We start from the raw sequence: 23,874 nt of genomic DNA, 5'->3' as shown, positions 1-23,874 counted from the left end.
GTGAACAGGCAACACACCGACATCGCCATCATCGGCGCCGGCCCGGCGGGCGCGACCATGGCCGCGCTGCTGGCCGATCGCGGCTGGCGGGTGACCGTGCTCGAGCGCAGCCACTTCCCGCGCTTTGCCGTGGGCGAGAGCCTGCTGCCACGCTGCATGGACGCCCTGGCCGCCGCCGGCATGCTGCAGGCCGTGGAAAACGCCGGCTATCAGATCAAGCGCGGCGTCACCTTCAGCGAGAACGACCGCGACGCGAGCTTCACCTTCGACGAGCAGTTCACGCCCGGCTGGTCCTGGACCTGGCAGGTGCAGCGCGCCGATTTCGATCATCGGCTGGCCCGCGAGGCCGAGCGGCGCGGCGCGGCGCTGCGCTTCGGCCAGACGGTCGCGTCGGTGGATTTCGCCACACCGGGCGCGCCGCGGCTGAGTATCGTCGCCGACGACGGCACCCGCACCGAGCTGGCCGCGCGGTTCGTCTGCGATGCCAGCGGCTCGGCACGCGTGCTGCCGCGACTGCTGGGTCTCGACCGGCCGGGCAGCGCCCCGTCACGGGCCGCGCTGTTCACGCACGTCGCCGACCGTATCGACGATCCCGATTACCAACGCGACCGAATCCTGATCGGCATCCATCCCGAGCAGCCGGACGTCTGGTACTGGCTCATCGGCCTGGCCGACGGACGCGCCTCGGTCGGCATGATCGGCCCGCCCGAATGGCTGCAGGCCGCCGATGGCCCGCCGGTCGAGCGCCTGCGGCATTACCTGGCCCAGGAGCCACGGCTGGCCCGGCTGCTGGCGCAGGCCGAGTTCGACAGCCGGGTCGGCCAGACCGAAAACTATGCCTACGACATCGCCGCGCTGCACGGCCGGGACTATGCGCTGCTCGGCAACGCCGCCGGCTTCGTCGACCCGATCTTTTCCTCGGGCGTAACCATCGCGCTGGAATCCGCGCTGCGCGCGGTCGAGCCGATCGATGATCAATTGCGCGGCGCCGCACCCGACTGGCAGACCCGGTTCGAAGGCCCAATCCGCGACGGCCAGCGGGTATTCACCCGCTTCATCGCCGCCTGGTATCGCGGCGCACTCAAGCATGTGTTGTTCAACCCGGCGCCCGATCCCGCCATCCGCACCATGCTGAGCTCGATTCTGGCCGGCTATGTCTGGGACACCAACAACCCCTACGTTGCCGGGCCCGAACGCCGTCTCGACACCCTGTGCCGGCTGTGCGCGCCCGCCTCATCGTGAGGCGCGCGCTGCTGCGGGGGCTCATGGCCGGCGCCGTGGTCGCCACCTTGAGCGGTTGCATGCCGGGGCCATTGATCCGGCCACTCGGCCCGGGCGTGCTCGGGCAATCGGTCGAGGCGCGGCAGCAAGTGACCGTGCACTACCATGGCCATACGCGCAGCCTGCAGGTCGCGCTGCGCGTCGTGCCGAACAACCTCACGCTGGTCGGGCTGTCGGCCATGGGCCAACGCGTGTTCACGCTGGACTGGAACGGCCAGTCCATCGCGCGCGGCCAGGGGCTCGACACCGGCCAACGCATTCCGGCGAAGCGGATTCTGGCGGATCTGGAGCTCGCCTACTGGCCGCTGCCGGCCCTGCGCAAGGCGCTCGTCGATCCGGATCTGCGCCTGCGCCAGCTCGGCGACACGCGCACGCTTTGGCGCGGCAACAAGCTGTTGTGGCTGGCCTACCGGGGCCACGGCGATCCCTGGCACAGCCGGTTGACGGTCTACGATGCCCGGCTCGGTTACCGGCTGGACGTCAAACCGCTGGCCTTCAATATCCCTTCGAATTCAGACACGCCATGAGCGACACCATTCTCGTCACCGGCGCCAGCCGCGGTATCGGCCGTGCGATCGCCGAGCGCCTGGCGCGCGACGGCTTCGACATCGTCGTGCACTACCGGCAGCGCGAAGCCGCGGCACAGGAAGTCGCCGAGACCATCCGCGCGCTGGGCCGCCGGGCCCGCCTGATCGCCTTCGACAGCGCCGACCGTGAACAGACCCGCGCAGCGCTCGAGGCGGACATCGCCGAACACGGCGCCTACTACGGCCTGGTACTCAACGCCGGCATCGCCCGCGATGCCGCCTTTCCGGCATTGACCGACGCCGCCTGGGACGCCGTGCTCGACACCAATCTCGACGGTTTCTACAACGTCGCCAAGCCCTGCGTGATGCCCATGATCCGACGGCGCCGGCCGGGGCGCATCGTCACGCTATCGTCCATCGCCGGTGTCATGGGCAATCGCGGCCAGGTCAACTACAGCGCCGCCAAGGCCGGGATCATCGGAGCGACCAAGGCCCTGGCGCTCGAGCTGGCCAAGCGTCGGATCACGGTCAACTGCGTGGCCCCGGGACTGATCGCAACCGACATGACCGACGAGCTGCCGGCCGACCAGCTCAAGCGCATGATTCCGCAGCAGCGCATGGGCCGCCCGGCGGAAGTCGCTGCCGCGGTCTCGTTTCTGTGCTCGGCGGACGCCAGCTACATCACTCGCCAGGTGATCTCGGTCAACGGCGGGCTGTGCTGACCGCAACGCCGCGGGTATTGGCATGACGCGGCTGAGTCTGGCGCTGTTCGTGTTCGACGACGCCATTGACCCGACGCGCCTGTGCGCGGCCTTGAGCCCGGCCGAACGCGCACGGCATGCGCGTCTTCCCAGCGCACGCCGACGGCGTGAATATCTCGCCAGCCGCTGGCTGCTGCGCCAGCATCTCGCCTGTATCCACCCGGCCGCGCCGCGGGCGTTGTCCATCGAATACCCGCCGGGCGCGCCCCCGCGCAGCGCCGATACGCCGTCGCATCTGGGCCTCAGCCATAGCGGGGTCGCCTGCCTGAGTCTGGTCGCGGATGGCGTGGCGGGCTGCGATATCGAGCAGGTACGCAGGCGCCGCTTCGCCCCCGAGCGATACGCCCGGCACTGTTTTCACCCCGGCGAGACCGCCGCCCTGAGTATGGCGGCGCCCGGGCAGCGTATCGCCGATTTCCATCGTCTGTGGACGCTCAAGGAAGCCAGCCTCAAGGCCCGCGGGCTCGGCCTCGGCAGCGGCATGGCGCGGCCGAGTTTCGCGCTGCGACCGCGGTTGGCGTGTACCCGCCCGCCGGCCGCCGGCGCCTGGTCTTTCGGCGCCTGCGATCTACAGTTGCCGGCCGGCCGGTTCGCGCTGGCGCTGGCTGCGGCGGCCCCCGAGATCACACTGGTTCTGGCGCGTCTGCGGCCGGGGCGCGCCGCTGTGGTGGAGCGCGAGTTACTGTCGCCCGACTGGCAGATCATCCGCAGCGATGCCCACTGACGGCGCCCGGTAGCAAGTTCACTCCCCGGCGGCGGGATGAAACCAGCCAAGCCGCTCGTGCAGCCGCACGACTTCGCCGACAATCAGCAGCGCCGCGCCGGTCGAGCGCTCGGCGGCCACGCGATCCGGCAGGTCGTCCAGCGTCGCCGCGATCAGGCGCTGGCGCGCCGTGGTGCCATCGATGATCATCGCCGCCGGCCAGTCGCCCGGCAGGCCGTGCTCGATCAGGCGGGCGCAAATCGTCGCGAGATTGCGCCGCCCCATGAAGAACACCACCGTCTGGCCGCGCTGCGCCAGCTCCGCCCACGACAGATTCAACTCGCCGGCCTTGAGATGCCCGGTGACAAAAGTCACCGACTGCGCACAATCGCGATGCGTGAGCGGGATACCGGCATACGCCGCGCAGCCATTGGCCGCGGTGATGCCGGGCACGATCTGGAACGGGATACCCGCGGCAGCCAGCTCCGATATCTCTTCGCCGCCGCGGCCGAACACGAACGGATCGCCGCCCTTCAGCCGCAGCACGCGCTTGCCGTCGCGGGCCAGCGCCACCATCAACGCGTTGATATCGTCCTGCGGCAAAGTATGCTTCGCGGCCCGCTTGCCGACGTGAATCCGTTCGGCCTCGGGCGACACCAGCGCCAGGATCGCCGGCGCGATCAGGCTGTCGTAGAGCACGACATCGGCCCGCTGCATCAGGCGCAATGCGCGGAAAGTCAGCAGATCGGGCTCGCCCGGGCCGCTGCCCACGAGATAGACCTCGCCGCCAGGCGGCTTTCCGCCGGCATCGCCCTGGTCCAGCAGGGCACGCAAGGCATGGCGGGCGGCGTCCAGCCGGCCCGCGAACACCTGCTCGGCGATCGGGCCGTCGAACACCGCGTCCCAGAAGGCGGCGCGCTCGGGCCGGGCTATGCGGCGCCGGACCTCGGCCCGGAATTCACCCGCCAGCGCCGCCAGATCGCCATATGTGTGCGGCACCAGCGTTTCCAGCCGCGCGCGCAGGCGACGGGTGAGGCTGGGTGCCGCCGCATCGCTGGATACGCTGATCTGCAACGGCCCGCGCTCGATCAGTGCCGGCACCAGAAAATCCGAATCCTCGGCCGCGTCGGCCCGCTGCACCGGTATGCCCTGCCCGCGCGCGGCCGCGGCAAAGCGCGCGTTCGCCTCGGCATCGTCGGTGGCGGCGAAGCACAGCACGGCGTCACGCGCGTCGGTGTCCGCGATGGGGCGCTGCTGCCATTCGATCGCGCCCGCCGCGGCGCGTTCGGCGAGCGCCGGGGTCACGCTCGGCGCAATCACGCGGATACGCGCGCCGGCCGCCAGCAGGCGTTCCACACGGCGTGCCGCGATCCGCCCGCCGCCGGCCACCACCACCCGGCGCCCTGCCAGCCGCAGCGCCACCGGGTACGGGGCAAAACGCGGGTCCACGGACTGTTCGCTCATCGGCTCGACTTGGCTCCCGATGTGTTGTGGGCGGTTGCCGTCAGGCGCCGAAATGCAGCGTCTTGTAGATCATGCTGACGGCCACGACAATCAATACGATGGCAATGATCGGGCGTAGCGCGCGATCGGGCAAACGCCGGCCGAGCCGGGTGCCGACATAGATCCCCGGCAACGAGCCCGCGAGCAGCAGGCCGAGTACGCCCAGATCGGTCGTGCCCAGCGTCAGGTGGCCGAGGCCGGCGATGAGCGTGAGCGGCACGGCATGGGTGATGTCGGTGCCGACAATGCGCACCGCGCGCGTGTTCGGATACAGAATCAGCAACATGGTGGTGCCGAGCACGCCCGCGCCCACCGACGACAGACTCACCAGCACCCCCAGCACCACGCCGCCCAGCACCGTGATCGCCGGGCGCCAGGCGAGCAGCTCGGCGCGGCTCTTGCCCGAGACGAACAGCATCCGCGCCTGCAGCCAGTGCACCAGCCGGTCGCGGGCGAAGGTCAGCAGCGCGGTCACGATCATGGTCACGGCCAGCGTCACCACCATCAGCTCCTGCACCCACGGCCGGAGTCCGACCATATGCAGCCAGGCAATGGTGAGGATGGCCGCCGGTACGCTGCCGGCGGCCATCAGGCCGACCACCGGCCAGTCGACCGTCTGCTGCCGGCCGTGCAACAGCGTACCGAACGCCTTGGTACCGGCGGCATACAACAGATCCGTACCCACGGCGGCCGAAGGCGAGAAACCGAACAACAGGATCAGGATCGGCGTCATGAGCGAGCCGCCGCCCACCCCGGTGAGACCCACGGCGGCCCCGACGAACAGGCCGGCGACGACAAAAGCGAGCATGCAGAGATCCTTGTCCGGCGCCCGGCCGGCGTTGCCTGTGGCCGACGCTGCAAGGCACCCGCCAGCCGATGAAGGGCGCCAAGCTACCAGCCACCCGACAAACCGAAAAGTAATATATGCTGATGCAGTAATGCCCCAATAGAATAAGCGAGCCGACATGAAGCTGCGACAGCTGGAGTACATCCACGAGGTGGCGCGACAGCAACTCAACATCACCGCCGCGGCGCGCAGCCTGCATACCTCCCAGCCCGGTGTCAGCAAGCAGATCCGGTTATTGGAGGAAGAGCTCGGGGTGCTGATCTTCGAGCGCAACGGCAAGCATCTCGACCGCATCACGCCGGCCGGCGAACGTATCCTGAACACCGCCCGCCGGATTCTTTCGGAAGTGGCCAACATCAACCGGACCGCCAGCGAATTCGCCGATACCGATCGCGGCTCGCTGCGGGTGGCCACCACGCATACCCAGGCGCGCTACGCCCTGCCGGCGACGATCGCCGGTTTCCGCCAGGCCTACCCCCGGGTATCGCTGCATATCAATCAGGGCGCCCCGCCCCAGATCGCAGGCTGGGCAGCCGCCGGCGACGCCGACTTCGCGATTGCCACCGAGGCGCTCGAGCATTTCGACGAACTGATCATGCTGCCCTGCTATCACTGGAACCGCTGCGTGCTGGTCCCCACCGGGCATCCGCTGGCCGACGGCAGCCCGCTTACCCTGGAACGCATTGCGGACTATCCGCTGGTGACCTACACCTTCGGCTTCACCGGCCGCTCGCAGCTGGACACCGCGTTTAACGAACACGGGCTGACCCCGGACGTGGTGCTCACGGCGGTCGATGCCGACGTGATCAAGACCTATGTCCGCCTCGGTCTGGGCGTGGGCGTGATCGCCAACATGGCGTACGACGCGGCGAGCGACCAGGACCTGGTGAGTCTCGATGCCAGCCATCTGTTCTCATCGAGCACCACCCACATCGGCTTTCGCCACAACCTGTTCCTGACCGGATTCATGCGTCGCTTCATCCGCATGTTCGCCGAGCATCTCACCGAGGACGTGGTCGATCGCGCGATCGAGGCCTATCCGGGCCCGAGCTTCGATACGCTGCTGGAAGAACTCTGGCCGCAGCTGCCAACGCGCTGAAAGACATGTACGGATTGGTGATCGGCCGCTCGCGAATACAGGCGGTTTATCCGCAGATTAAGCAGATTGCATAGATTAAAAGCGTCGTGTTTTCCGCTGCTTGCAACGAAAACAACGGAGTAAAGATGCCCCGCTAGATCGAGCCCGGCTCGACTGTCAGCCGACGATCTATCTTGTTTATCAATCTGCGTCATCTGCGCAATCTGTGGATGTGCTTGCCAGAACCTTACGTTCTCGCGCGACCAGGCGGCGCCGGCTCGATGACATCAATGCCGCCCATGTACGGCCGTAGCGCGGCGGGAATGCCGACGCTGCCGTCCGCGCGCTGGTGGTTTTCCAGCACCGCGACCAGCGCGCGGCCGGCGGCCACGCCCGAACCGTTGAGGGTATGCAGCAGCCGCGGTTTGCCGGTGTCCGGGTCGCGGTAGCGCGCGCCCATGCGCCGCGCCTGAAAATCCCGCGTATTACTGATCGACGAGATCTCGCGATAGGTCTGCTGGCTGGGCAGCCAGACTTCCAGATCGAAGGTGCGCGCAGCCGAGAAGCCGATATCGCCACCGCACAGATCGACCACGCGATACGCCAGCGCCAGGTCCTGCAGCACGCTCTCGGCGCTGGCGAGCATGGCCTGGTGGCAGGCATCCGAATCGTCCGGATGGGCGATATTGATCAGTTCGACCTTCTCGAACTGATGCTGGCGAATCATGCCGCGCACATCGCGCCCGGCCGCGCCGGCCTCGGCGCGGAAACACGGCGTGTGCGCCACGAAGCGCAGCGGCAGTTGCTCCGGCTCCAGGATTTCGTCCGCCACCATGTTCGACACCGGCACTTCGGCGGTGGGAATGAGGTAGTAGTCGTCCGGCTCGGCGAGACGGAACAGATCGTCGCCGAACTTGGGCAGCTGACCGGTGCCGTAAAGCGACTTCGAATTCACGATATAGGGCACGTTGACTTCGGTGTAGCCGGTGCCGATATGCTTGTCGAGCATGAAGGCGATCAACGCCCGGTGCAGCCGTGCAATGCCGCCGCGCAGCACGGTAAAGCGCGCGCCGGTGATCTTCGCGGCCGTCGCGGCGTCCAGCCCGTCCAGGCCCTCGCCGATCGCCACATGATCGGCCACCGCAAAGGTGAAATCCGGCGGCTCGCCCCAATGACGGATGACCGCATTGTCGGCTTCATCCGCGCCATCCGGCATGGCGGCATCCGGCAGATTGGGCAGACCGGCCTGGATATCGGCAAGCCGCCCGGCCACGGTTTCCAGTTCGGCCTTGGCCCGGTCGAGCTCGGCGCCCAGCCCGGCCACGGCCTCCTTGAGCGGCTCGATGTCCTCGCCTGCTGCCTTGGCCTTGCCGATCGCCTTGGAACGCTGATTGCGCTCGGCCTGCAGCGATTCGGCCCGCGTCTGCAGCGCCTTGCGTTTTTCTTCCAGCGCGCCGTAACCGGCCGCATCGAATTCGAAGCCGCGGCGGGCGAGCGCCGTGGCCACGCGTTGCGGGTCATTGCGCAGCAGTCGGGGGTCGAGCATCGCGAGATCAGGGTTAGAATGGCCGCGCGCATTATAGAGCCTGTTGCGGTTTCGTGCGGCACCGCGCCATCGGCCCGCAACCGCTGCGCGCCGTTGGCAATGCCGTGGCGCCGTGCTACACCAACGATCGACGCGACGGCCGCCTGCCGCTGCCCGCAGATCACGGCGCACGGCAACAGGCTACAAAACGGCACCGGCGCGGCCGGGCGCCGCGGGCCCAATCAGACACTGGCAGTGGGACTGCCCGGGAGCGACGCATCATCAGTGCCTGGATACTCATTACAATATCGCTGATCTACATCGGCGTTCTGTTCTATATCGCCTATGCCGGCGACCGCCGTGGCCGAATGATGCGCCGGCCCGGGCCGCGCCCGGTGGTTTATGCCCTGTCGCTGGCCGTGTTCTGCACATCGTGGGCGTTCTACGGCAGCGTCGGCAGCGCGGCGAGCGATGGCTGGAGCTACCTGCCGGTCTATCTCGGCCCGATGATCGCGCTGCTGATCCTGGCGCCGGTGCTGCGCAAGATGCTGTTGATCGCCAAGCAGCAGAACACAACTTCGATCGCCGACTTCATCGCCGCCCGTTACGGCAAGTCACAGGGGCTGGCCGCGCTGGTCTCGGGCATCGCGCTGCTGGTCGTGCTGCCGTATATCGCGCTGCAGCTGGATGCGCTGACCACCTCGTTCAACATCATCGTGCACGGTGCCTACAGCCGCCCGCAAACCGAAGTCACGCTGGCCGGCTGGACCGACACCGGTCTGCTCGTGGCCATCGCCATGGCGGTGTTCTCGATCGCCTTCGGCACCCGCCACGTCAATCCGCGCGAATCGCACCAGGGCATCATCCGCGCAATCGCGTTCGAGTCGATCGTCAAACTGGGCGCTTTTCTCATCGTCGGCGCGGTCGTCACCTTCGGCATGTTCGGCGGCGTGCACGACCTGTTCGCCCAGGCGAAAAACGTACCCGCGTTCCGCGACCTGTTCAATCAACCCCTGATCACGCCGCGTTTCATCACGGTCTTGATTCTGTCCACGTCGGCCACGCTGTGCCTGCCCCGCCAGTTCCATGTCGGCGTGGTCGAAAACACCGAAACACGGGACCTGAATACCGCGCGCTGGTTGTTCCCGCTGTATCTGTTCCTCATGTCGCTGTTCGTGTTGCCGCTGGCCGCCGCGGGGCTGACGGTGTTCGGCGCCAATACGGTCGACCCGGACCGCTTCGTGATCGCCTTGCCAATGCATGCGGACATGCCCTGGCTGACGCTGGTGGCCTACGTCGGCGGCGTGTCGGCGGCGACGAGCATGGTGATCATGGCCACCGTCACCCTTGCCACCATGATCTGCAACGAGATCGTGGTGCCGATCGCGCTGCGCCTGCCGGGCGCGCAATTCGGACACCGCCAGGATCTGTCGCGCGCGCTGCTCAACACCCGGCGGATTCTGATCGTCGTCATTCTGATCCTGGCCTGGGCGTTTTACCGCATGTTCGCCACCAGCCAGACGCTGGCCGGGATCGGACTGCTGTCGCTGTCGGGCGTGGTGATGTTCGTACCGCCCATGATCGGCGGCATATTCATTCGCCGCATCACCCGCCGCGGCGCCATCAGCGGTCTGCTGGCCGGCCTGCTGATCTGGCTGTACACGCTGGTGGTGCCGATCATGGTCACCCAGGGCTGGCTGCCCGGCGGCTGGATGGCGGCCGGACCGTTCGATATCGGCTGGCTGGCGCCACAGGCGCTATTCGGCACGCACTTCGGCGACACGCTCACCCACGGCGTGTTCTGGACGCTGGCGGGCGAGATCGCGGTCATGGCGTCGGTGTCGCTGAACACATCGATCACGCTGATCGAACGCGCCCAGGCCGTGGCCTTCGTGGATCTCGGCATGCGGCGCCAGCCGCGCAGCACCACCGACGTACGTCCGCCCGCGATCCGGGTCGGTGAACTGGAAGTCCTGCTGCAGCGCTTTCTCGGCCCGCAGGCCGCGCGCGCCGCCCTCCACGAGTACTCCGGCCATCACGATCGCCAGCTGCTGTCCAACCAGATCGTGGACGCATCGCTGCTGCAGTTTGCCGAACAGCGCCTGGCCGGCGTGGTCGGCAGCGCCTCGGCCCGTCTCATGCTGGCCTCGGGGCTGCGCCAGCGCGATCTGGCCCTGGAAGACATGGTCCGCCTGCTCGATCGCACCGCGGACGCCGTGCAGTTCAATCGCAACGTGCTCCAGGCCGCACTCGAGAATATCGACCAGGGCATCTCCGTGGTGGACCAGGACCTGCGGCTCGTGGCCTGGAACTCACGCTATCTCGAAGTATTCGAATACCCGCCCGGCATGGTCCGTACGGGGCGCCATATCGCCGATCTGATCCGCTTCAACGCCATGCGCGGCGAATGCGGACCGGGCCCGGTCGAGGAACATGTCCGCAAGCGGCTCGAACACCTGCGCGAAGGCAAGCCGCACCGCTTCGAGCGTCATCGCCGCAACGGCACGGTGCTGCAGATGACGGGCAACCCCATGCCCGGCGGCGGTTTCGTGACCACGTTCAACGACATCACCGAGTTCAAGCGCAACGAAGCCGCGCTGACGCGCATGAACGAGGAACTCGAGGCGCGCGTGGCCAAGCGCACCGAGGAACTCTCGCGCGCCAACGAAGGGCTGCGCCGGGAGAACCAGCAGCGCGCCGAGGCCCAGCGCGCCGCACTCGAGGCCCGGCGTGAAGCCGAACGGGCGAACCTGTCCAAGACCCGCTTCCTGGCCGCAGCCAGCCACGACCTGCTGCAGCCGCTCAACGCCGCGCGGCTGTTCGCCGCCGGCGCCGAACAGGGCAGCGTCAGCGCCCAGAGCACCGCGCTGCAGCAGATCCAGATGTCGCTGGAGGCGGCCCAGGCCCTGCTGGAACCCCTGCTGGATATTTCCAAGATCGACGCCGGCGCCTGGGACGTCAAATACCAGGCGTTCCCGCTGTCGCGCATCCTCGACCCACTCACTCGCGAGTTCGATGTGCTGGCCCGCAACGCGGGGCTCGTCCTGCATGCCGTGCCCTCGAACGCCTGGGTCCGGAGCGACCCCAACCTGCTGCGCCGGATTCTGCAGAACTTCCTGTCCAACGCGGTGCGCTACACCGAGAGCGGCCGCGTGCTGATCGGCGTGCGGCGCCGGGCCGATCACGTGCGTATCGAAGTCTGGGATACCGGCCCCGGCATTAGCGAGGACCAGCTCGAATCCGTTTTCGAGGAATTCCAGCGCGGCACCTCGAGCCACGCCTCCGGCGAGCGCGGCCTCGGCCTCGGTCTGTCCCTGGCCGACCGCATGGCCCGGCTGCTGGGCCACGAGATCAAGGTCAATTCCAAGCCGGGGCACGGCACCGTGTTTCGCATTCATATCGAACGCGTGGCGCCGGAAACCCCGGCCGCGGATTCGCCGGCAATCGAACCGGTCGCCGCCCAGCCGATCCACCGCGCATTGTGCGTGGACGACGACAACGCATCGCTGGACGCACTGGTCGGCCTGCTCGAACGCTGGGACATCGATTGCATGACCGCGCCGCCCGAGGACGCCCACGCCATTCTGGCCGACGAGCCATTCGATATCGCGATCTTCGACTACGACCTCGGCGAACATAACGCCAACGGCCTGGAACTGATCGAATCGCTGGGTCAGCGCTTCGAGGACACGCGCTTCATCCTGGTCACGGCCAATCGCAGCCAGGACATCATCGCCCGTGCCGAAGCCATGAACATCGGCCTGGTCTACAAACCGATCGGGCCGGAGAAACTCCGCGAAACCGTGCGCCGGCCAGTGCGCGGCGGCGAGATCGAAGCCGTATGAGCCAAGGGACAGGTGACAGCCCGCGGCGCCCTTTGATCGAGCGGTTGCAGGCCGGATTAGCCGAAGGCGTAATCCGACAAGCGGGCCGCTCTGGCGGGGAAGATGAGCGCGACCCGCGAGGCATAGCCTGTCGGCTTACGGCCTGCGCTGCAGGCCTGCCGACGATGGGCGGGCGGAATGTACGGATTCGCGCCGGCTCAGGGGTTCGAGTCGTTCAACTCGCGGCGGGCGTAATTGCCCCAGTCGATCTCGAGGCTACGCGCGGCAATCACGGCCTGGGTGCGTGTATGCACTTCCAGCTTGCGCAGGATTGCCGTGATATGCGCCTTGACCGTGGCCTCGGAAATATCGAGATCGATCGCAATCTGCTTGTTGAGCAAGCCATCGGTGAGCATCATCAGCACCCGCTGTTGCTGCGGGGTCAGGGTGGCGAGTTTCTCGGTAAAGCTGTCCTTGTCCGGTTCCGCGTTCTCCGCATGCTCGGGAATCCAGCGCTGGCCCGACAGCACCGCCGAAATCGCCTCGGCCATGGTCTCGGGCGACGACGATTTCGGAATGAAACCGGCCGCGCCATGTTCGAGCGAGGCCTGGGCAATGCTCGCGCCCTCGTGCGCGGACACCACGATAACCGGCAGTGAAGACGCCACGCTGCGCGCATGCACCAACGCCGAATAACCACGCGCGCCCGGCATGTTCAGGTCAAGCAGCAACAGGTCGGCGTCGCCATGACTATCCGCGAGCAACGCGGTCAATTCATCCACGCTGCCCACGGTCAGCAGTTCAGGCTCCCCCAGCGCCTGGGACACGGCCTGGCTGAGCGCGGTGCGAAACAGCGGATGGTCGTCGGCAATGATGACCCGATGTGCGCTTCCGGCTTTTGAACTTGTATTCATATAGTAGACGGCCTCGGCGTTTTTCCCCCACCCATCATATACGACCTAGCGATGATAGACCTATTGCTGATAGTGACAGCCGGCGGGTCGTTGCACGGTGCAGAGATACCATGAAGATTGTTGCGCGCGACTGCTCGCAAACAGCTTATCTGAATCCCGCCGCTTCGCGAACCGGCGGCGGGGGAAGTCGCGCTGTATGTGCGTTCCGCGTCCCGATCACGCATCGACCCATAGTTATTTTCAATCGGTTTCTGCGCTGCATTGCCGCGTTCAATACCCTCCGTCCCGGGTCCTGTTGTCGATTCCGGCGACGCCGCGTTGCGTCACCAGCCGGATCCCCCTAGCCTTCGATGTATTGCTCATACCCACAAACCCCATATGCCGACGCGCCATTTGGTATTCGACGTCAACGAAACATTGCTCGACCTTTCGACCCTGGACCCCGTTTTTGCCGACTTGTTCGGTGACCCGCACAGTCGCAGGGAATGGTTCGCAAGTCTGCTGCATTGGTCCACCGTCACGACCCTGACCGGATCGTTTGTCGATTTCACGCAGCTTGCCGGTCATTGCCTGGATCAACTGGCCACCCGGCGCGAGATCGCACTTGATGCCGGTCAACGCCAACGCGTTTTCGACGCCGTCGCCACGCTGGCGCCGCACGACGATGTACGTCCCGCCCTGGCGCGACTGCGCGCGGCCGGCTTCACGCTGACCGCGCTGACCAATTCCGCCCAATCGACCGTCGATGCCCAATTCACCAACGCCGGCCTCGATACGGCATTCGACAACGTGCTTTCGGTGGCCGGCGCCGGCTGCTACAAGCCGCATCCGGCGGCATACGGCGTCGCTCTGAAGGCCCTGGACGCCACGCCCGAATCCCTGCGCCTGATCGCCTGCCACGATTGGGACGTCACCGGCGCATTACGCGCCGGCCTCAAGGCCGCCTTCGTCGCTCGCGGCGACGGCTCGCTCAATGCCGCCGGCGAGCGCCCCGACATTGTGGGCCACGGCCTCGCGGACGTCGCCGAGCGCATCATCGCCGCCGACCAACACGCGTAGGTCGGCTTGGGCCGTAAGCCGACAGGCCATGCCCGGTGGCCCGGCCCATCGCCGGTGCCAGAGCGGCCTGCAGGTCGGTCGACGTGGACGGGTCCGGGCTCAGGCGTCGTTGGATGTGCCATCGGTGGCGTCGTTTTCGCCGGGATGGCTTCGGGTCTGGCGCGGGTCCTGGCCGGCGTCGAGCTCGCGCAGCCGTCTCAGCTTTTCACCGATCTTGATCTCGAGGCCGCGCGGGGCCGGTTCGTAGTAGCGCGTGCCGACCAGCGCTTCCGGCAGGTAGGTTTCTCCGGCGGCATAGGCCTCGGTCTCGTTGTGGGCGTAGCGGTAGCCTTCGCTGTAGCCGAGATCCTTCATCAGGCGCGTGGGGGCGTTGCGGATGTGCATCGGCACTTCCAGCGAGCCGCGGTTCCTGGCATCTGCCCAGGCCGCGTTGAAGGCCATGTACACCGCATTCGACTTGGGCGCACAGGCCATGTAGACCGCCGCCTGCGCGATCGCCAGCTCACCTTCCGGCGATCCGAGCCGTTCGTAGGTTTCCCAGGCATCGAGGGCGATACGCAGGGCGCGCGGGTCGGCGTTGCCGATATCCTCACTGGCCATACGCGTGACACGCCGGGCGACGTAGCGCGGATCGGCACCGGCCTCGAGCATGCGCGACAACCAATACAGGGCGGCATCGGGGTCGGTGCCGCGCACGCTCTTGTGCAGCGCCGACATCTGGTCGTAGAAGTAATCGCCGCCCTTGTCGAAACGGCGCAGGCCCGCGCTGAGTACTTCTTCCAGCTCGGCCTGGGTCACGACGCGCTCATCGGTGCCGGCGGCAATCTCGGCGGCCAGTTCGAGCAGGTTCAGCGCCCGGCGGGCATCGCCGTCGGATCGCGCGGCGAGTTGATCGCGCAGCGCATCGTCCATGGTCACGCCGAGCCCGGCGAGCCCGCGCTCGGAATCGCTCAGCGCCCGGTCGATCAAAAGTCGGATCGAGTCGGCATCCAGTGCCCGCAGTACGTAGGTTCGGGTGCGCGAGAGCAACGCGTTATTCACCTCGAACGAGGGATTCTCGGTCGTCGCCCCGACCAGGACCAGGGTGCCGTCCTCGACGTAGGGCAACAAGCCATCCTGTTGCGCCTTGTTGAAGCGATGCACCTCGTCGACGAACAGCAGCGTGCCCTCGCCGCTTGCCTGTTGTGCCGTCTGGGCCTCGGCGACCGCGGCGCGAATGTCCTTGACGCCGGCCATGACGGCCGAAATCTGCACGAAGCGCATCGCCACGCGCGCGGCGAGCAGGCGTGCCAGCGTCGTCTTGCCGGTGCCCGGCGGGCCCCAGAGGATCATGGAATGGATGCGCCCGGCGGCCAGCGCGCGCGTCAGCGGCTTGTCCGGCCCCAAGATATGCGTCTGGCCGACGTATTCTTCCAGCGTCGCGGGGCGCATGCGATCCGCCAGCGGCCGCGCGCTCGGCTCCGCGCCGGTCGCCAAGTCGATTTCCTGTTGTGTTGACACGAGATAGTCTGTGTTGCGCTATGAATGCGGAACGCGCGCCGGCCAGGCCGGTCGCGCTGTCGTTCGATATCGCGCGAATGTAACACTGGGGCGCACCGGGCGCGCCCGGAATCAGGCGCGCTTTCGGCCTGCCGTACCCAGACGGGTGGCCACCCATGCGACCCAGTCAATACCCAACAGGCGAAGCAGTACAAGGGCCACGACCGCCCCGGCCGTATCGGCCATCCAGTCGTACGGGTCGCCATCGCGGTAGCCGCTGGCCCACTGCATGAGTTCGGTCGCCGCCGCAAAAACCGAAAGCGCGAGCAGTACGCGTAGCGGCGCGCGCAGATACAGCGCGCCGAACCAGGCGCCCATGACGAGAAAGGCCGAGCCGTGTTCGAATTTATCGAAAAATGGGATGCCCGGCGCGGACGGCGGGTTCGGCATCAGGCAGCCATAGACGAAGATCGCGCACAAAACCAGACCGAGCGCCCACCACAGCCGCCGCACCCGGTGCGGGTTCAACGCGAGGCACCCTGCCCGCCATTCCCATTCGCGCGGCCGTCCACCACTTCCACGTTTTTCGGCACCTTCAGGGTGAACTTGGATTCCGGGATTTTCGGATTAATCTTGACGTTGCCGAAGTTGATGCTGGTGGTCTGTCCGAGGTGGTCGTGCAGCTTCATCAGCGCCGGTACGTCGTTCTTCAAACCCAGATCCACGGATTTGAAATCGGTGTCCTTGGCCTTGGGTGTCAGGTGCACCCAGGTCAGCCCGTCGCGCTGGCCGCCATTGGTGATCTTGAACGCGTCATTGAGGGCTTCGCCGCCGGTCAGCAGCAGCGCGGGGGTCGCCTTGAGCGTGGCGCCGATATCGCGCACCGTCACCTGCGCCAGATCGACATCGTAGAACTTGAAGACCTTGCCGTTGCTGACAATGATCTGCTTGTAGGGCTTTTTGTATTCCCAGCGGAATTTCTTCGGCCGCGACAGCAGGAACGTGCCGCTGGCCTGCTGCACGATATTGCCGTTGTCGTCGCGCTGGACCTGCTGGAAATCGGCCGACAGCGTATTGACCTTGTTGTAGAAACCCTGGAGGGCCTTGGACCCCGACTCGGCCTGGGCCAGACCGGCAACGCAGAAAAGCATCACAAACGCGATGAGCCAGCGGGTCATCCGCATACCTGAATCCTCGATGTCACGGGCGGGCAACTCGATGGCCGCCGCCAACTAGAATGGCGATGATGCCGGCGAGCGTGGCGACACTGCCGTGAATCATGCCTGAATTGTCCTGCGGGGCGCGCATCAGTCGTCGTCCGGCGGCGCCGGCGCCAGCACCTCACGCCCACCGCTGCCTTCGGCCGGGCCGACGACGCCGGCATTCTCCATCTGTTCGATCAGCCGCGCCGAGCGGTTGTAGCCCACGCGCAGCCGGCGCTGTACGTAGGAAATCGATGCCTTGCGCGACTTGAGCACGATGGCGACCGCCTGATCGTAGAGCGGATCGGCCTCGACATCGTCCTCGCCGTCCGCGCCGCCCTCGGCATCACCGGCGCCGCCTTCGAGAATCTCCTCGATATAGTCGGGCCGGCCGGTCTGCTTGAGGTATTCCACCACCTTGTGCACTTCATGGTCGTCCACGAAAGCGCCATGCACGCGATTGGAAAACCCGGTGCCGGGCGGCAAATAGAGCATGTCGCCGTGGCCGAGCAGGCTTTCCGCGCCCTGTTGGTCGAGAATGGTGCGCGAATCGATCTTAGAGGCCACCTGGAAGGCGACACGCGTCGGGATATTGGCCTTGATCAGGCCGGTGATTACGTCCACCGACGGGCGCTGCGTGGCCAGGATCATGTGCAGCCCGGCCGCGCGCGCCTTCTGCGCGATACGCGCGATCAACTCTTCCACCTTCTTGCCGACCACCATCATCATGTCGGCCAGCTCGTCGACGATGATCACCACCGCCGGCAGGGGCACGAGCGTCGGCAGCTCTTCGCCGGCCTCGGCGGCCTCGTTGGACTGCGCGTTCTTCGCGATCGGGTCCTCGATCGGCTGGCCGGCCTCGATGGCTTTTTTCACCTTGGTGTTGAAGCCGGCCATGTTGCGCACGCCGAGCGCGGCCATGAGCTTGTAGCGCCGCTCCATCTCGCCCACGCACCAGCGCAGCGCGTTGGCCGCGTCCTTCATGTCGGTGACCACCGGCGCCAGCAGATGCGGGATGCCTTCGTAGACCGAAAGCTCGAGCATCTTCGGGTCGATCATGATCAGGCGGACCTCTTCGGCCGTCGCCTTGTGCAGGATCGACAGAATCATGGCGTTCACCGCCACCGACTTGCCCGAACCCGTGGTGCCGGCCACCAGCATATGCGGCATCTTGGCCAGATCGGCGGTGACCGGGCTGCCGCCGATGTCCTTGCCGAGTGCGAGCGTGAGCGGCGACGTGGCATTGGCATAACGCGCCGAGTCGAGAATCTCGCGCAGCGCGACGATCTCGCGATCGGCATTGGGGATCTCCAGGCCCACCACCGACTTGCCCGGGATCACCTCCACCACGCGCACGCTGGTGGTCGACATCGCCCGCGCCAGATCCTTGGACAGATTGGAGATCTGGTTGACCTTCACGCCCGGCGCCGGGTCGATCTCGAAGCGCGTGACCACCGGGCCCGGCTGCACCGCCACTACCTTGGCCTGTACGTTGAAATCCGCCAGATGCTGTTCGAGCTGCGCCGACATATGCTGCAGCACGGCCTCGTCCTGGTCGCTCTTGGGCTCACGCGCGGGATCCAGCAGCTCAATGGGCGGAATCGGACTGTCGCGTTCGGGATCGTACCGGGGCACATCGACCGGCTGTTCGCTGATCGGCAGATCGAGCTGGGTCGCCTTGTTCTTGCTGCTCTTGTCTTTCTTCCCGGGCTTTTTGACCGCAACGGAGCCACGGCCAGCCGCGGGCTCCGGCGCAGCCGCGGCAGGTTTCGGTGCGGTCTCGGTTGGGTCCAGGGTCGGCGCCTTGCGTTTCTTGTCGCGTCGTCTCTCGCGCCTGCTGGGTTTCGGCGGCGCCGCGGCGCGCTGTGCCGCGCGTTCGGCCCGGTTCGCGCGCCAGGCGCCGACGCGGTCGACCATCGCCATCAGCATGCCGATGGCCCCACCCAGCACGAAATGGCCGATGCGTTCGGCCACCGCCAGCCAGGAAAAACCGAGCCCCATGGAAAGCGTGATCACGAACACGGTGGTCAAGGCCCAGGCCGCGCCGATCATGTTGATCACGCCGGCCAGCGGGCGCGCCGCGGCCACGCCCACGACCCCGCCGCTGCCCTGGGGCAGACCGGTCGCCTGAATGCCGCCGAATATCAACCAGGCCAGGCCGCAGGCCGAAATCAGGCACAGCAACAACGAACCCGCCCGGATACTCTTGGACATGAGCTCGCCGCTCGGCCGCTTGCGATCGACGAAAATCAGCCAACCGCCGTAAAGCACCAGAAACGGAAAAATAAACCCGAGATAACCGAACAGGCTGAGCAGGACATCCGCAAACCAGGCGCCGGGCACCCCGAGCAGATTGTGCACCGCGGTGCCGTTGCCGTTATCGGACCAGCCCGGGTCGGCCGGGTTGTATGAGATCAACGCCGCCAGCAGAAACAGCGTGATCGCCATGGCGATGAACAGCGCCGCTTCACGCAACAAGCGGCCGAGACGCTGGCGATAGGCGCTCGGCGCCGCGTCGACGTCGTTGGCCGCACTGCGTGCGCGGCTTTTGGGGCCGGCCTTGGCGGCCTTGGACGCGGAATCCGCCTTGCCCTGCCTGCTCGCTGCCCTGGCCATTACCGCTGCGCTCCACGGAGGCGATCGAAGTCGATGGGTTGTGGTTCCGTAGTCCTCATGCGCATAGTGTAACCGAGGCTCATTGCTAGCTGTTGTGAGCGTCGGCGCAGACCCTTGAATTCAGGCTGTTTGCGCCAATATCTACGACACAAGAGGCTAATACGAGGTAACGATGTCGGTCCGCCATTTCCTGCTTACCGAAGACGGCGCGATGGAGGAGTTCACCGAAGACGAGGCATCGGCGGTTGCTGAAGGCAAACGCGATCTGCCCCGCTTCGCCGAGCAGCAGTTGCGCTATGTACAGGTCGCCTTCGACGATCAAGCCAACGACGAGGGCGAGATCCAGGTCAAGACCCTGGGCGCCATCGTGAAATTCGATGATGCCGGACGCCTGACCGAGGCCGATCGCGCGCACGATGCCCAGGACGAACTCAACGAATTCGAGCACGACGCCTGCGTGCAATTCGCGCTGCGCGACACCCTGCCCCGGAGTTATGCCCTGAATTGATGGGCGCGGATGCCCGCGTGTTCCAAGGGCGCCCGGCCGGGCGGCGCTTCATTCCACCCCCGATATCATGGCGACACTGACGCAGGCCGAAAGCATTCTCGATGTGGATGCCGCCGAGTGGAATGCGCTCTGTGGTACCGACCAGCCGTTCATCCAGCACGGTTTTCTGGCGTCGCTGGAAGCCAGCGGCAGCGTGTCGCCGGAGCTCGGCTGGCAGCCGGCCCATGCCTTGCTGCGCACCGACGACGGCGCCCTCGTTGCCGCGGCACCCTTGTATCTGAAAGATCATTCCATGGGCGAATTCGTATTCGATTTCGCCTGGGCCAACGCTTATGCCCAGGTCGGGCTGAATTACTACCCGAAACTGCTCAACGCCGTGCCGTTCACGCCCGTCTCCGGTCCGCGCCTGCTGGCCCGCGACGATGGCGCGCGCCGCGCGCTGGCCGGGGCGCTGGCCAAACTGCCCGAGCACATGGGCGTATCGTCGTTGCACAGCCTGTTCGGTGACGACGGCTCCACCGCGGCCATGCTCGGCGCCGATGCGCACGCCCGCCGCGGCTGCCAGTACCGCTGGTTCAACCGCGGCTACGCCGATTTCGATGCATTCCTGCAGCAACTCTCGTCCAAACGGCGCAAGGAAATCCGGCGCGAGCGCCGCCGCATGACCGATGCCGGCGTGGCCGTCGTCGTACGCCGCCCGGATGAGATCCCGGCGGCACTGTGGGACACGCTCTACGCCTTCTATGACCGCACCTACGCCATCCGCGGCCAGGATCCGTATCTGACCCCCGCATTCTTCGCCGAGCTGACGACGCGCCTGCGCGATCAGGTGTTGTTCTTCATCGCCTACCACAACGACCACCCCGTGGGCATGGCCTTCATGATGCGCAGCGCCGACACCCTGTACGGTCGTCACTGGGGCTGCGAGACCGATTACCACAGCCTGCATTTCGAGACCTGTTACTACGCCGGCATCGAATACTGCATCGAACACGGGCTGGCCTGCTTCGATGCCGGCGCCCAGGGCGAACACAAGATACGGCGCGGTTTCGAGCCGGTCGCCACCTGGTCCACGCATGTGATCGCCGATCCGCGGCTGGAACACGCCATCGGCGACTTCGTGGAACGCGAGGCCGCCATGATGGCGGACTTCGAGGCCGAACAACGCCAGCGCTGCAATTTCGAACAAGCGCCGGCGACGACGCCGCCGTGAGTGGCCTCCGACTCTACTGGCTGGACCCCAACCAGCCGGACGGCGCATTTCCCGATCCCGAGCTGGCCCTGGAAGAACCCAACGGCCTGCTCGCCATGGGCGGCGACCTCTCGCCCCAGCGCCTGCTTCGCGCCTATTCGCTCGGCATATTCCCCTGGTACAACCCGGACGAATCCATTCTGTGGTGGTCGCCGGACCCGCGTACCGTATTTCCCACGGACGGCGTCCGGGTCTCGCGGCGCTTTCAACGCACGCTCGCGCGGCCGGACTATGCCGTATCGCTCGACCACGCGTTTTGCCGCGTCATCCAGCAATGCGCCGCGCTGCGTGCCCATCGCGAAGGCACCTGGCTGGGCCCCGAAATGCGGGCGGCATACATCCGGCTGCACGAACTCGGTCATGCCCATTCGGTCGAAGTATGGCGCGAGGGTGAACTCATCGGCGGCCTGTACGGCGTCGCCCGCGGGCGGGTCTTCTTCGGCGAATCCATGTTCAGCACCGCCACCGATGCCAGCAAGATCGCGCTGACGTGGCTCGCGCGCCAACTCCATGCCTGGCGTTATCGCTACCTCGACGGCCAGGTGGGCTCACCGCATCTGTATCGCATGGGCGCGATCGACATCCCGCGCGCGCATTTTCTGGATGCCATCCGCCAGCCGGAACCCGCCGCGCCCCCCGAGTCGCCCTGGCATTTCACCATCGACGCGCCCCGGGACCCGGCGCATCTTGAAAAAAGCCAGCGCACCAATACATCACACACCCACTGAACCGCCGATGCGCCGGTCGCTTAAAACCGGGGGCGCGAGCCCGCCGTATCCACAGCGTGATTGAACCCCGCGCGCACATGGCAGATAATTCGGCGCGTCAAACCGCGCAGAGCAAGAGATCAGGAGCTAATGGCAAAAGAAGACCACATCGAGATGGAAGGCACCGTCGTCGAGACGCTGCCCAACACCACATTCCGCGTGAAGCTGGAAAACGGCCACATCGTGACCGCCCACATCTCCGGCAAGATGCGCAAGCATTACATCCGAATCCTGCGCGGCGACAGCGTCACCGTCCAGATCACCCCCTACGACCTCACGAAGGGTCGCATCACCTACCGCGGCCGCTAACACGGCCCGCACGTGACGCTTGGCGTCACTCTCTGACGCCTACGCGATCAAATGTCGCCATGGCGCTCACGCCAACATTCTGATTACACTGCGATTCCCGACTGGCACAACTCGTGCTTTCAGTTGCATGCGTCCAGTCGACATGACTATTTTCAGCACTCAAGGGGGAACCCGCAATGAAGAAGCAACAAGGCTTCACACTGATCGAACTGATGATCGTGGTCGCGATCATCGGCATTCTCGCGGCGATCGCTATTCCGCAGTATCAGGACTATACGACCCGAGCCAAAATGTCTGAAGCGATATCATTCGCCAGCGCCGCGAAGACGTCGGTTTCAGAGTATTATGAAACTCAAGGAAAGATGCCTCCCGATGCAACAACAGCTGCAATAGACGTAACTCCTTCTAATACCAAATACGTTAAATCCGTAGCATATGCGCAGACAAATGCTAACAAAGCAACAATTACCGTTGCTATGAATGCAATTGGTAATGGCGTAACCGACGGGGAAACTGTGGTGTTTACGGGTACGGGCGACACCTCAGGGGTTACATGGAGTTGCGGCGCGGGCACGGTTCCCGTTAAGTTCCTTCCATCTAGCTGTCGCGGCTCTTAAGTCGCGTAGTTCGACCAGCGCAGCGTAATCCAACGAAACAGGCGCGGGGCCGATTCAACGCCCCGGCGCTTGATCAATCACGAGCGACTTCGTTGCCGGCTTACGACCTACGGTGTAAGCCGAGGAGCAATAAAAGGGGTCAGATACATTAGCTCCAGTCCTGATAGGCGGATTCCACTCCAACAATAAAGGGGTCAGATACATTAGCTCTAGTCCTGATATAGCGGGGATAAAGGGGTCAGATACATTAGCTCCAGTCCTGATATAGTGCCAAGCAATACAAGCAACGCTTCGCAGCCAGCCCATGCCCCGCCTGCCCCGCTTCAACCTGTCCGGCGTGCCCCAGCACGTGATTCAGCGTGGTAATAATCGTCAGGCCTGCTTTTTCGACGAAGACGATTACCTGTTTTACCTGGAATGCTTGCAGACGGCTGCCGGGGTCAGCGGTTGTGATGTCCATGCTTATGTGTTGATGACCAATCACGTCCATCTGTTGGTCACGCCCCACCGGGATCGCGCGGTGTCGCGTATGATGCAATCGGTTGGGCGTCGCTACGTCGGGCAGGTCAACCGCCGACATGAGCGCACCGGTACGTTATGGGAAGGACGTTGCCGCGCCAGCCCGGTGGAGTCCGAGCGTTATTTGTTGGCTTGCTATCGCTACATCGAACTCAACCCGGTAAGAGCGCAGGGCATGGCCGATATGCCGGACGATTACCGCTGGTCCAGCTACCACGCCAACGCGCTGGGCCGAGGCGATGCGTGGCTCACGCCCCATTCTCTCTACAATGCCCTCGGTCCGACCGCGGCGGCGCGGCAGCACGCATACCGCGAGTTGTTCCGCATACCGCTGACAGCGGAAACGGAGCACGAGATTCGGCTGAGCGCCCGTCAGGGCGTTGTGCTTGGCAGTGAGGCTTTTCGCGAACGCATCGGGCAATCACTCAATATCCGAGCCACGCCCGGGCGGCGAGGCCGGCCGAAGAAAAATAACGCCTTTACCGACCGATAGGATCGTGATGGCCGGGCTTTCCTGCCCGGCGTTCCCGTCCCGCTTAGCTTATCTCCCTTGTCGAATCGTGTCTGACCCCTTATCTACTCG

The 23,874-nt window shown here is 65.7% G+C and carries 21 protein-coding genes; 13 read left to right on the top strand and 8 right to left on the bottom strand.

All coding sequences use genetic code 11. The features are described 5' to 3' along the window. From ACS8YF_RS09275 to ACS8YF_RS09260, 4 genes are read left to right on the top strand one after another with little or no spacing between them, the layout of a single operon-like run. Positions 1–1,242: an NAD(P)/FAD-dependent oxidoreductase gene (locus ACS8YF_RS09275; RefSeq protein ID WP_440849935.1), complete on the top strand. Its 1,242-nt coding sequence runs from the start codon at positions 1–3 to the stop codon at positions 1,240–1,242. After that, positions 1,239–1,808 (top strand): DUF3261 domain-containing protein, encoded by a 570-nt coding sequence (locus ACS8YF_RS09270; protein WP_440849934.1) that lies wholly within the window; start codon positions 1,239–1,241, stop codon positions 1,806–1,808. The genes ACS8YF_RS09275 and ACS8YF_RS09270 overlap by 4 nt, the downstream gene beginning before the upstream one ends. Further along, positions 1,805–2,530, top strand: a complete 726-nt coding sequence (fabG, locus tag ACS8YF_RS09265; RefSeq protein ID WP_440849933.1) for a 3-oxoacyl-ACP reductase FabG — start codon at positions 1,805–1,807, stop codon at positions 2,528–2,530. Before ACS8YF_RS09270 ends, fabG begins: the two co-directional genes overlap by 4 nt. Positions 2,531–2,552: 22 nt before the next feature. Further along, complete coding sequence (locus ACS8YF_RS09260; RefSeq protein ID WP_440849932.1) at positions 2,553–3,293, top strand: 4'-phosphopantetheinyl transferase family protein; 741 nt, start codon at positions 2,553–2,555, stop codon at positions 3,291–3,293. Between the two features lie 18 nt (positions 3,294–3,311). Here the strand turns inward: ACS8YF_RS09260 and cysG are convergent, their stop codons facing one another. Together cysG and ACS8YF_RS09250 are read right to left on the bottom strand one after the other, a co-directional pair. Next, positions 3,312–4,736, bottom strand: coding sequence for a siroheme synthase CysG (gene cysG / locus ACS8YF_RS09255; RefSeq protein ID WP_440849931.1), 1,425 nt, complete (start codon positions 4,734–4,736; stop codon positions 3,312–3,314). Positions 4,737–4,776: 40 nt separating this feature from the next. After that, positions 4,777–5,583, bottom strand: coding sequence for a sulfite exporter TauE/SafE family protein (locus ACS8YF_RS09250; protein WP_440849930.1), 807 nt, complete (start codon positions 5,581–5,583; stop codon positions 4,777–4,779). A gap of 157 nt (positions 5,584–5,740) precedes the next feature. On the opposite strand from ACS8YF_RS09250, the gene cysB reads away from it, so the two are divergent. Further along, positions 5,741–6,721: an HTH-type transcriptional regulator CysB gene (gene cysB / locus ACS8YF_RS09245; protein ID WP_440849929.1), complete on the top strand. Its 981-nt coding sequence runs from the start codon at positions 5,741–5,743 to the stop codon at positions 6,719–6,721. Between the two features lie 226 nt (positions 6,722–6,947). On the opposite strand, the gene serS is transcribed toward cysB, so the two are convergent. Then, positions 6,948–8,246, bottom strand: a complete 1,299-nt coding sequence (serS, locus tag ACS8YF_RS09240) for a serine--tRNA ligase (protein ID WP_440849928.1) — start codon at positions 8,244–8,246, stop codon at positions 6,948–6,950. Between the two features lie 347 nt (positions 8,247–8,593). Here serS and ACS8YF_RS09235 point away from each other — a divergent pair, with 347 nt between their 5' ends. Continuing rightward, entirely contained in the window at positions 8,594–12,070 is a 3,477-nt protein-coding gene (locus ACS8YF_RS09235; protein WP_440849927.1) for a PAS-domain containing protein, read from the top strand. Between the two features lie 197 nt (positions 12,071–12,267). On the opposite strand, the gene ACS8YF_RS09230 is transcribed toward ACS8YF_RS09235, so the two are convergent. After that, the gene (locus tag ACS8YF_RS09230; RefSeq protein ID WP_440849926.1) at positions 12,268–12,963 is read right to left on the bottom strand and encodes a response regulator; all 696 of its coding nucleotides are present in this window, start codon (positions 12,961–12,963) and stop codon (positions 12,268–12,270) included. A gap of 378 nt (positions 12,964–13,341) precedes the next feature. Between ACS8YF_RS09230 and ACS8YF_RS09225 the strand changes: the two genes are divergently transcribed. Beyond that, a complete protein-coding gene (locus ACS8YF_RS09225) occupies positions 13,342–14,022 on the top strand; it encodes a haloacid dehalogenase type II (protein ID WP_440849925.1) in 681 nt (226 codons plus the stop codon). 99 nt (positions 14,023–14,121) lie between these two features. Here ACS8YF_RS09225 and ACS8YF_RS09220 read toward each other — a convergent pair whose 3' ends face one another. The 4 genes from ACS8YF_RS09220 to ACS8YF_RS09205 form a co-directional block, all read right to left on the bottom strand. Further along, entirely contained in the window at positions 14,122–15,453 is a 1,332-nt protein-coding gene (locus ACS8YF_RS09220) for a replication-associated recombination protein A (protein WP_440849969.1), read from the bottom strand. A gap of 180 nt (positions 15,454–15,633) precedes the next feature. After that, positions 15,634–16,029 carry a VanZ family protein gene (locus ACS8YF_RS09215; RefSeq protein ID WP_440849924.1) on the bottom strand — a complete coding sequence of 132 codons (396 nt, stop codon included), beginning with the start codon at positions 16,027–16,029 and terminating at the stop codon, positions 15,634–15,636. Continuing rightward, complete coding sequence (gene lolA, locus ACS8YF_RS09210) at positions 16,026–16,685, bottom strand: outer membrane lipoprotein chaperone LolA (RefSeq protein WP_440849923.1); 660 nt, start codon at positions 16,683–16,685, stop codon at positions 16,026–16,028. The genes ACS8YF_RS09215 and lolA overlap by 4 nt, the downstream gene beginning before the upstream one ends. 123 nt (positions 16,686–16,808) lie before the next feature. Further along, a complete protein-coding gene (locus ACS8YF_RS09205; RefSeq protein ID WP_440849922.1) occupies positions 16,809–19,319 on the bottom strand; it encodes a DNA translocase FtsK in 2,511 nt (836 codons plus the stop codon). 172 nt (positions 19,320–19,491) lie between these two features. Here ACS8YF_RS09205 and ACS8YF_RS09200 point away from each other — a divergent pair, with 172 nt between their 5' ends. From ACS8YF_RS09200 to ACS8YF_RS09175, 6 genes are all read left to right on the top strand, one after another. Next, entirely contained in the window at positions 19,492–19,827 is a 336-nt protein-coding gene (locus ACS8YF_RS09200; RefSeq protein WP_440849921.1) for a hypothetical protein, read from the top strand. A 67-nt stretch (positions 19,828–19,894) separates the two neighbouring features. Then, the gene (locus ACS8YF_RS09195; protein WP_440849920.1) at positions 19,895–21,040 is read left to right on the top strand and encodes a GNAT family N-acetyltransferase; all 1,146 of its coding nucleotides are present in this window, start codon (positions 19,895–19,897) and stop codon (positions 21,038–21,040) included. Then, positions 21,037–21,807: a leucyl/phenylalanyl-tRNA--protein transferase gene (gene aat, locus ACS8YF_RS09190; protein ID WP_440849919.1), complete on the top strand. Its 771-nt coding sequence runs from the start codon at positions 21,037–21,039 to the stop codon at positions 21,805–21,807. Before ACS8YF_RS09195 ends, aat begins: the two co-directional genes overlap by 4 nt. A 129-nt stretch (positions 21,808–21,936) precedes the next feature. Beyond that, positions 21,937–22,155 carry a translation initiation factor IF-1 gene (infA, locus tag ACS8YF_RS09185; RefSeq protein ID WP_109994791.1) on the top strand — a complete coding sequence of 73 codons (219 nt, stop codon included), beginning with the start codon at positions 21,937–21,939 and terminating at the stop codon, positions 22,153–22,155. A 176-nt stretch (positions 22,156–22,331) separates the two neighbouring features. Beyond that, complete coding sequence (locus tag ACS8YF_RS09180) at positions 22,332–22,772, top strand: pilin (RefSeq protein ID WP_440849918.1); 441 nt, start codon at positions 22,332–22,334, stop codon at positions 22,770–22,772. Positions 22,773–23,076: 304 nt separating this feature from the next. After that, positions 23,077–23,784: a transposase gene (locus tag ACS8YF_RS09175; RefSeq protein WP_440849917.1), complete on the top strand. Its 708-nt coding sequence runs from the start codon at positions 23,077–23,079 to the stop codon at positions 23,782–23,784. Positions 23,785–23,874: the final 90 nt, after the last annotated feature.

Source organism: Salinisphaera sp. SWV1, from assembly GCF_052044155.1.
Taxonomy (GTDB): domain Bacteria; phylum Pseudomonadota; class Gammaproteobacteria; order Nevskiales; family Salinisphaeraceae; genus Salinisphaera.
Note: the sequence above shows the minus strand (reverse complement) of the source record. Positions and strands in the feature narration are given on the sequence as shown.

Bases quoted from the DNA above. Each gene is read 5' to 3' on its own strand.
- fabG (WP_440849933.1), top strand. From the start codon at position 1,805: ATGAGCGACACCATTCTCGTCACCGGCGCCAGCCGCGGTATCGGCCGT.
- ACS8YF_RS09260 (WP_440849932.1), top strand. From the start codon at position 2,553: ATGACGCGGCTGAGTCTGGCGCTGTTCGTGTTCGACGACGCCATTGAC.
- cysG (WP_440849931.1), bottom strand. From the start codon at position 4,736: ATGAGCGAACAGTCCGTGGACCCGCGTTTTGCCCCGTACCCGGTGGCG.
- ACS8YF_RS09250 (WP_440849930.1), bottom strand. From the start codon at position 5,583: ATGCTCGCTTTTGTCGTCGCCGGCCTGTTCGTCGGGGCCGCCGTGGGT.
- cysB (WP_440849929.1), top strand. From the start codon at position 5,741: ATGAAGCTGCGACAGCTGGAGTACATCCACGAGGTGGCGCGACAGCAA.
- serS (WP_440849928.1), bottom strand. From the start codon at position 8,246: ATGCTCGACCCCCGACTGCTGCGCAATGACCCGCAACGCGTGGCCACG.
- ACS8YF_RS09235 (WP_440849927.1), top strand. From the start codon at position 8,594: ATGATGCGCCGGCCCGGGCCGCGCCCGGTGGTTTATGCCCTGTCGCTG.
- ACS8YF_RS09230 (WP_440849926.1), bottom strand. From the start codon at position 12,963: ATGAATACAAGTTCAAAAGCCGGAAGCGCACATCGGGTCATCATTGCC.
- ACS8YF_RS09225 (WP_440849925.1), top strand. From the start codon at position 13,342: ATGCCGACGCGCCATTTGGTATTCGACGTCAACGAAACATTGCTCGAC.
- ACS8YF_RS09220 (WP_440849969.1), bottom strand. From the start codon at position 15,453: ATGCGCCCCGCGACGCTGGAAGAATACGTCGGCCAGACGCATATCTTG.
- lolA (WP_440849923.1), bottom strand. From the start codon at position 16,685: ATGCGGATGACCCGCTGGCTCATCGCGTTTGTGATGCTTTTCTGCGTT.
- ACS8YF_RS09205 (WP_440849922.1), bottom strand. From the start codon at position 19,319: ATGGCCAGGGCAGCGAGCAGGCAGGGCAAGGCGGATTCCGCGTCCAAG.
- ACS8YF_RS09200 (WP_440849921.1), top strand. From the start codon at position 19,492: ATGTCGGTCCGCCATTTCCTGCTTACCGAAGACGGCGCGATGGAGGAG.
- ACS8YF_RS09195 (WP_440849920.1), top strand. From the start codon at position 19,895: ATGGCGACACTGACGCAGGCCGAAAGCATTCTCGATGTGGATGCCGCC.
- infA (WP_109994791.1), top strand. From the start codon at position 21,937: ATGGCAAAAGAAGACCACATCGAGATGGAAGGCACCGTCGTCGAGACG.
- ACS8YF_RS09180 (WP_440849918.1), top strand. From the start codon at position 22,332: ATGAAGAAGCAACAAGGCTTCACACTGATCGAACTGATGATCGTGGTC.
- ACS8YF_RS09175 (WP_440849917.1), top strand. From the start codon at position 23,077: ATGCCCCGCCTGCCCCGCTTCAACCTGTCCGGCGTGCCCCAGCACGTG.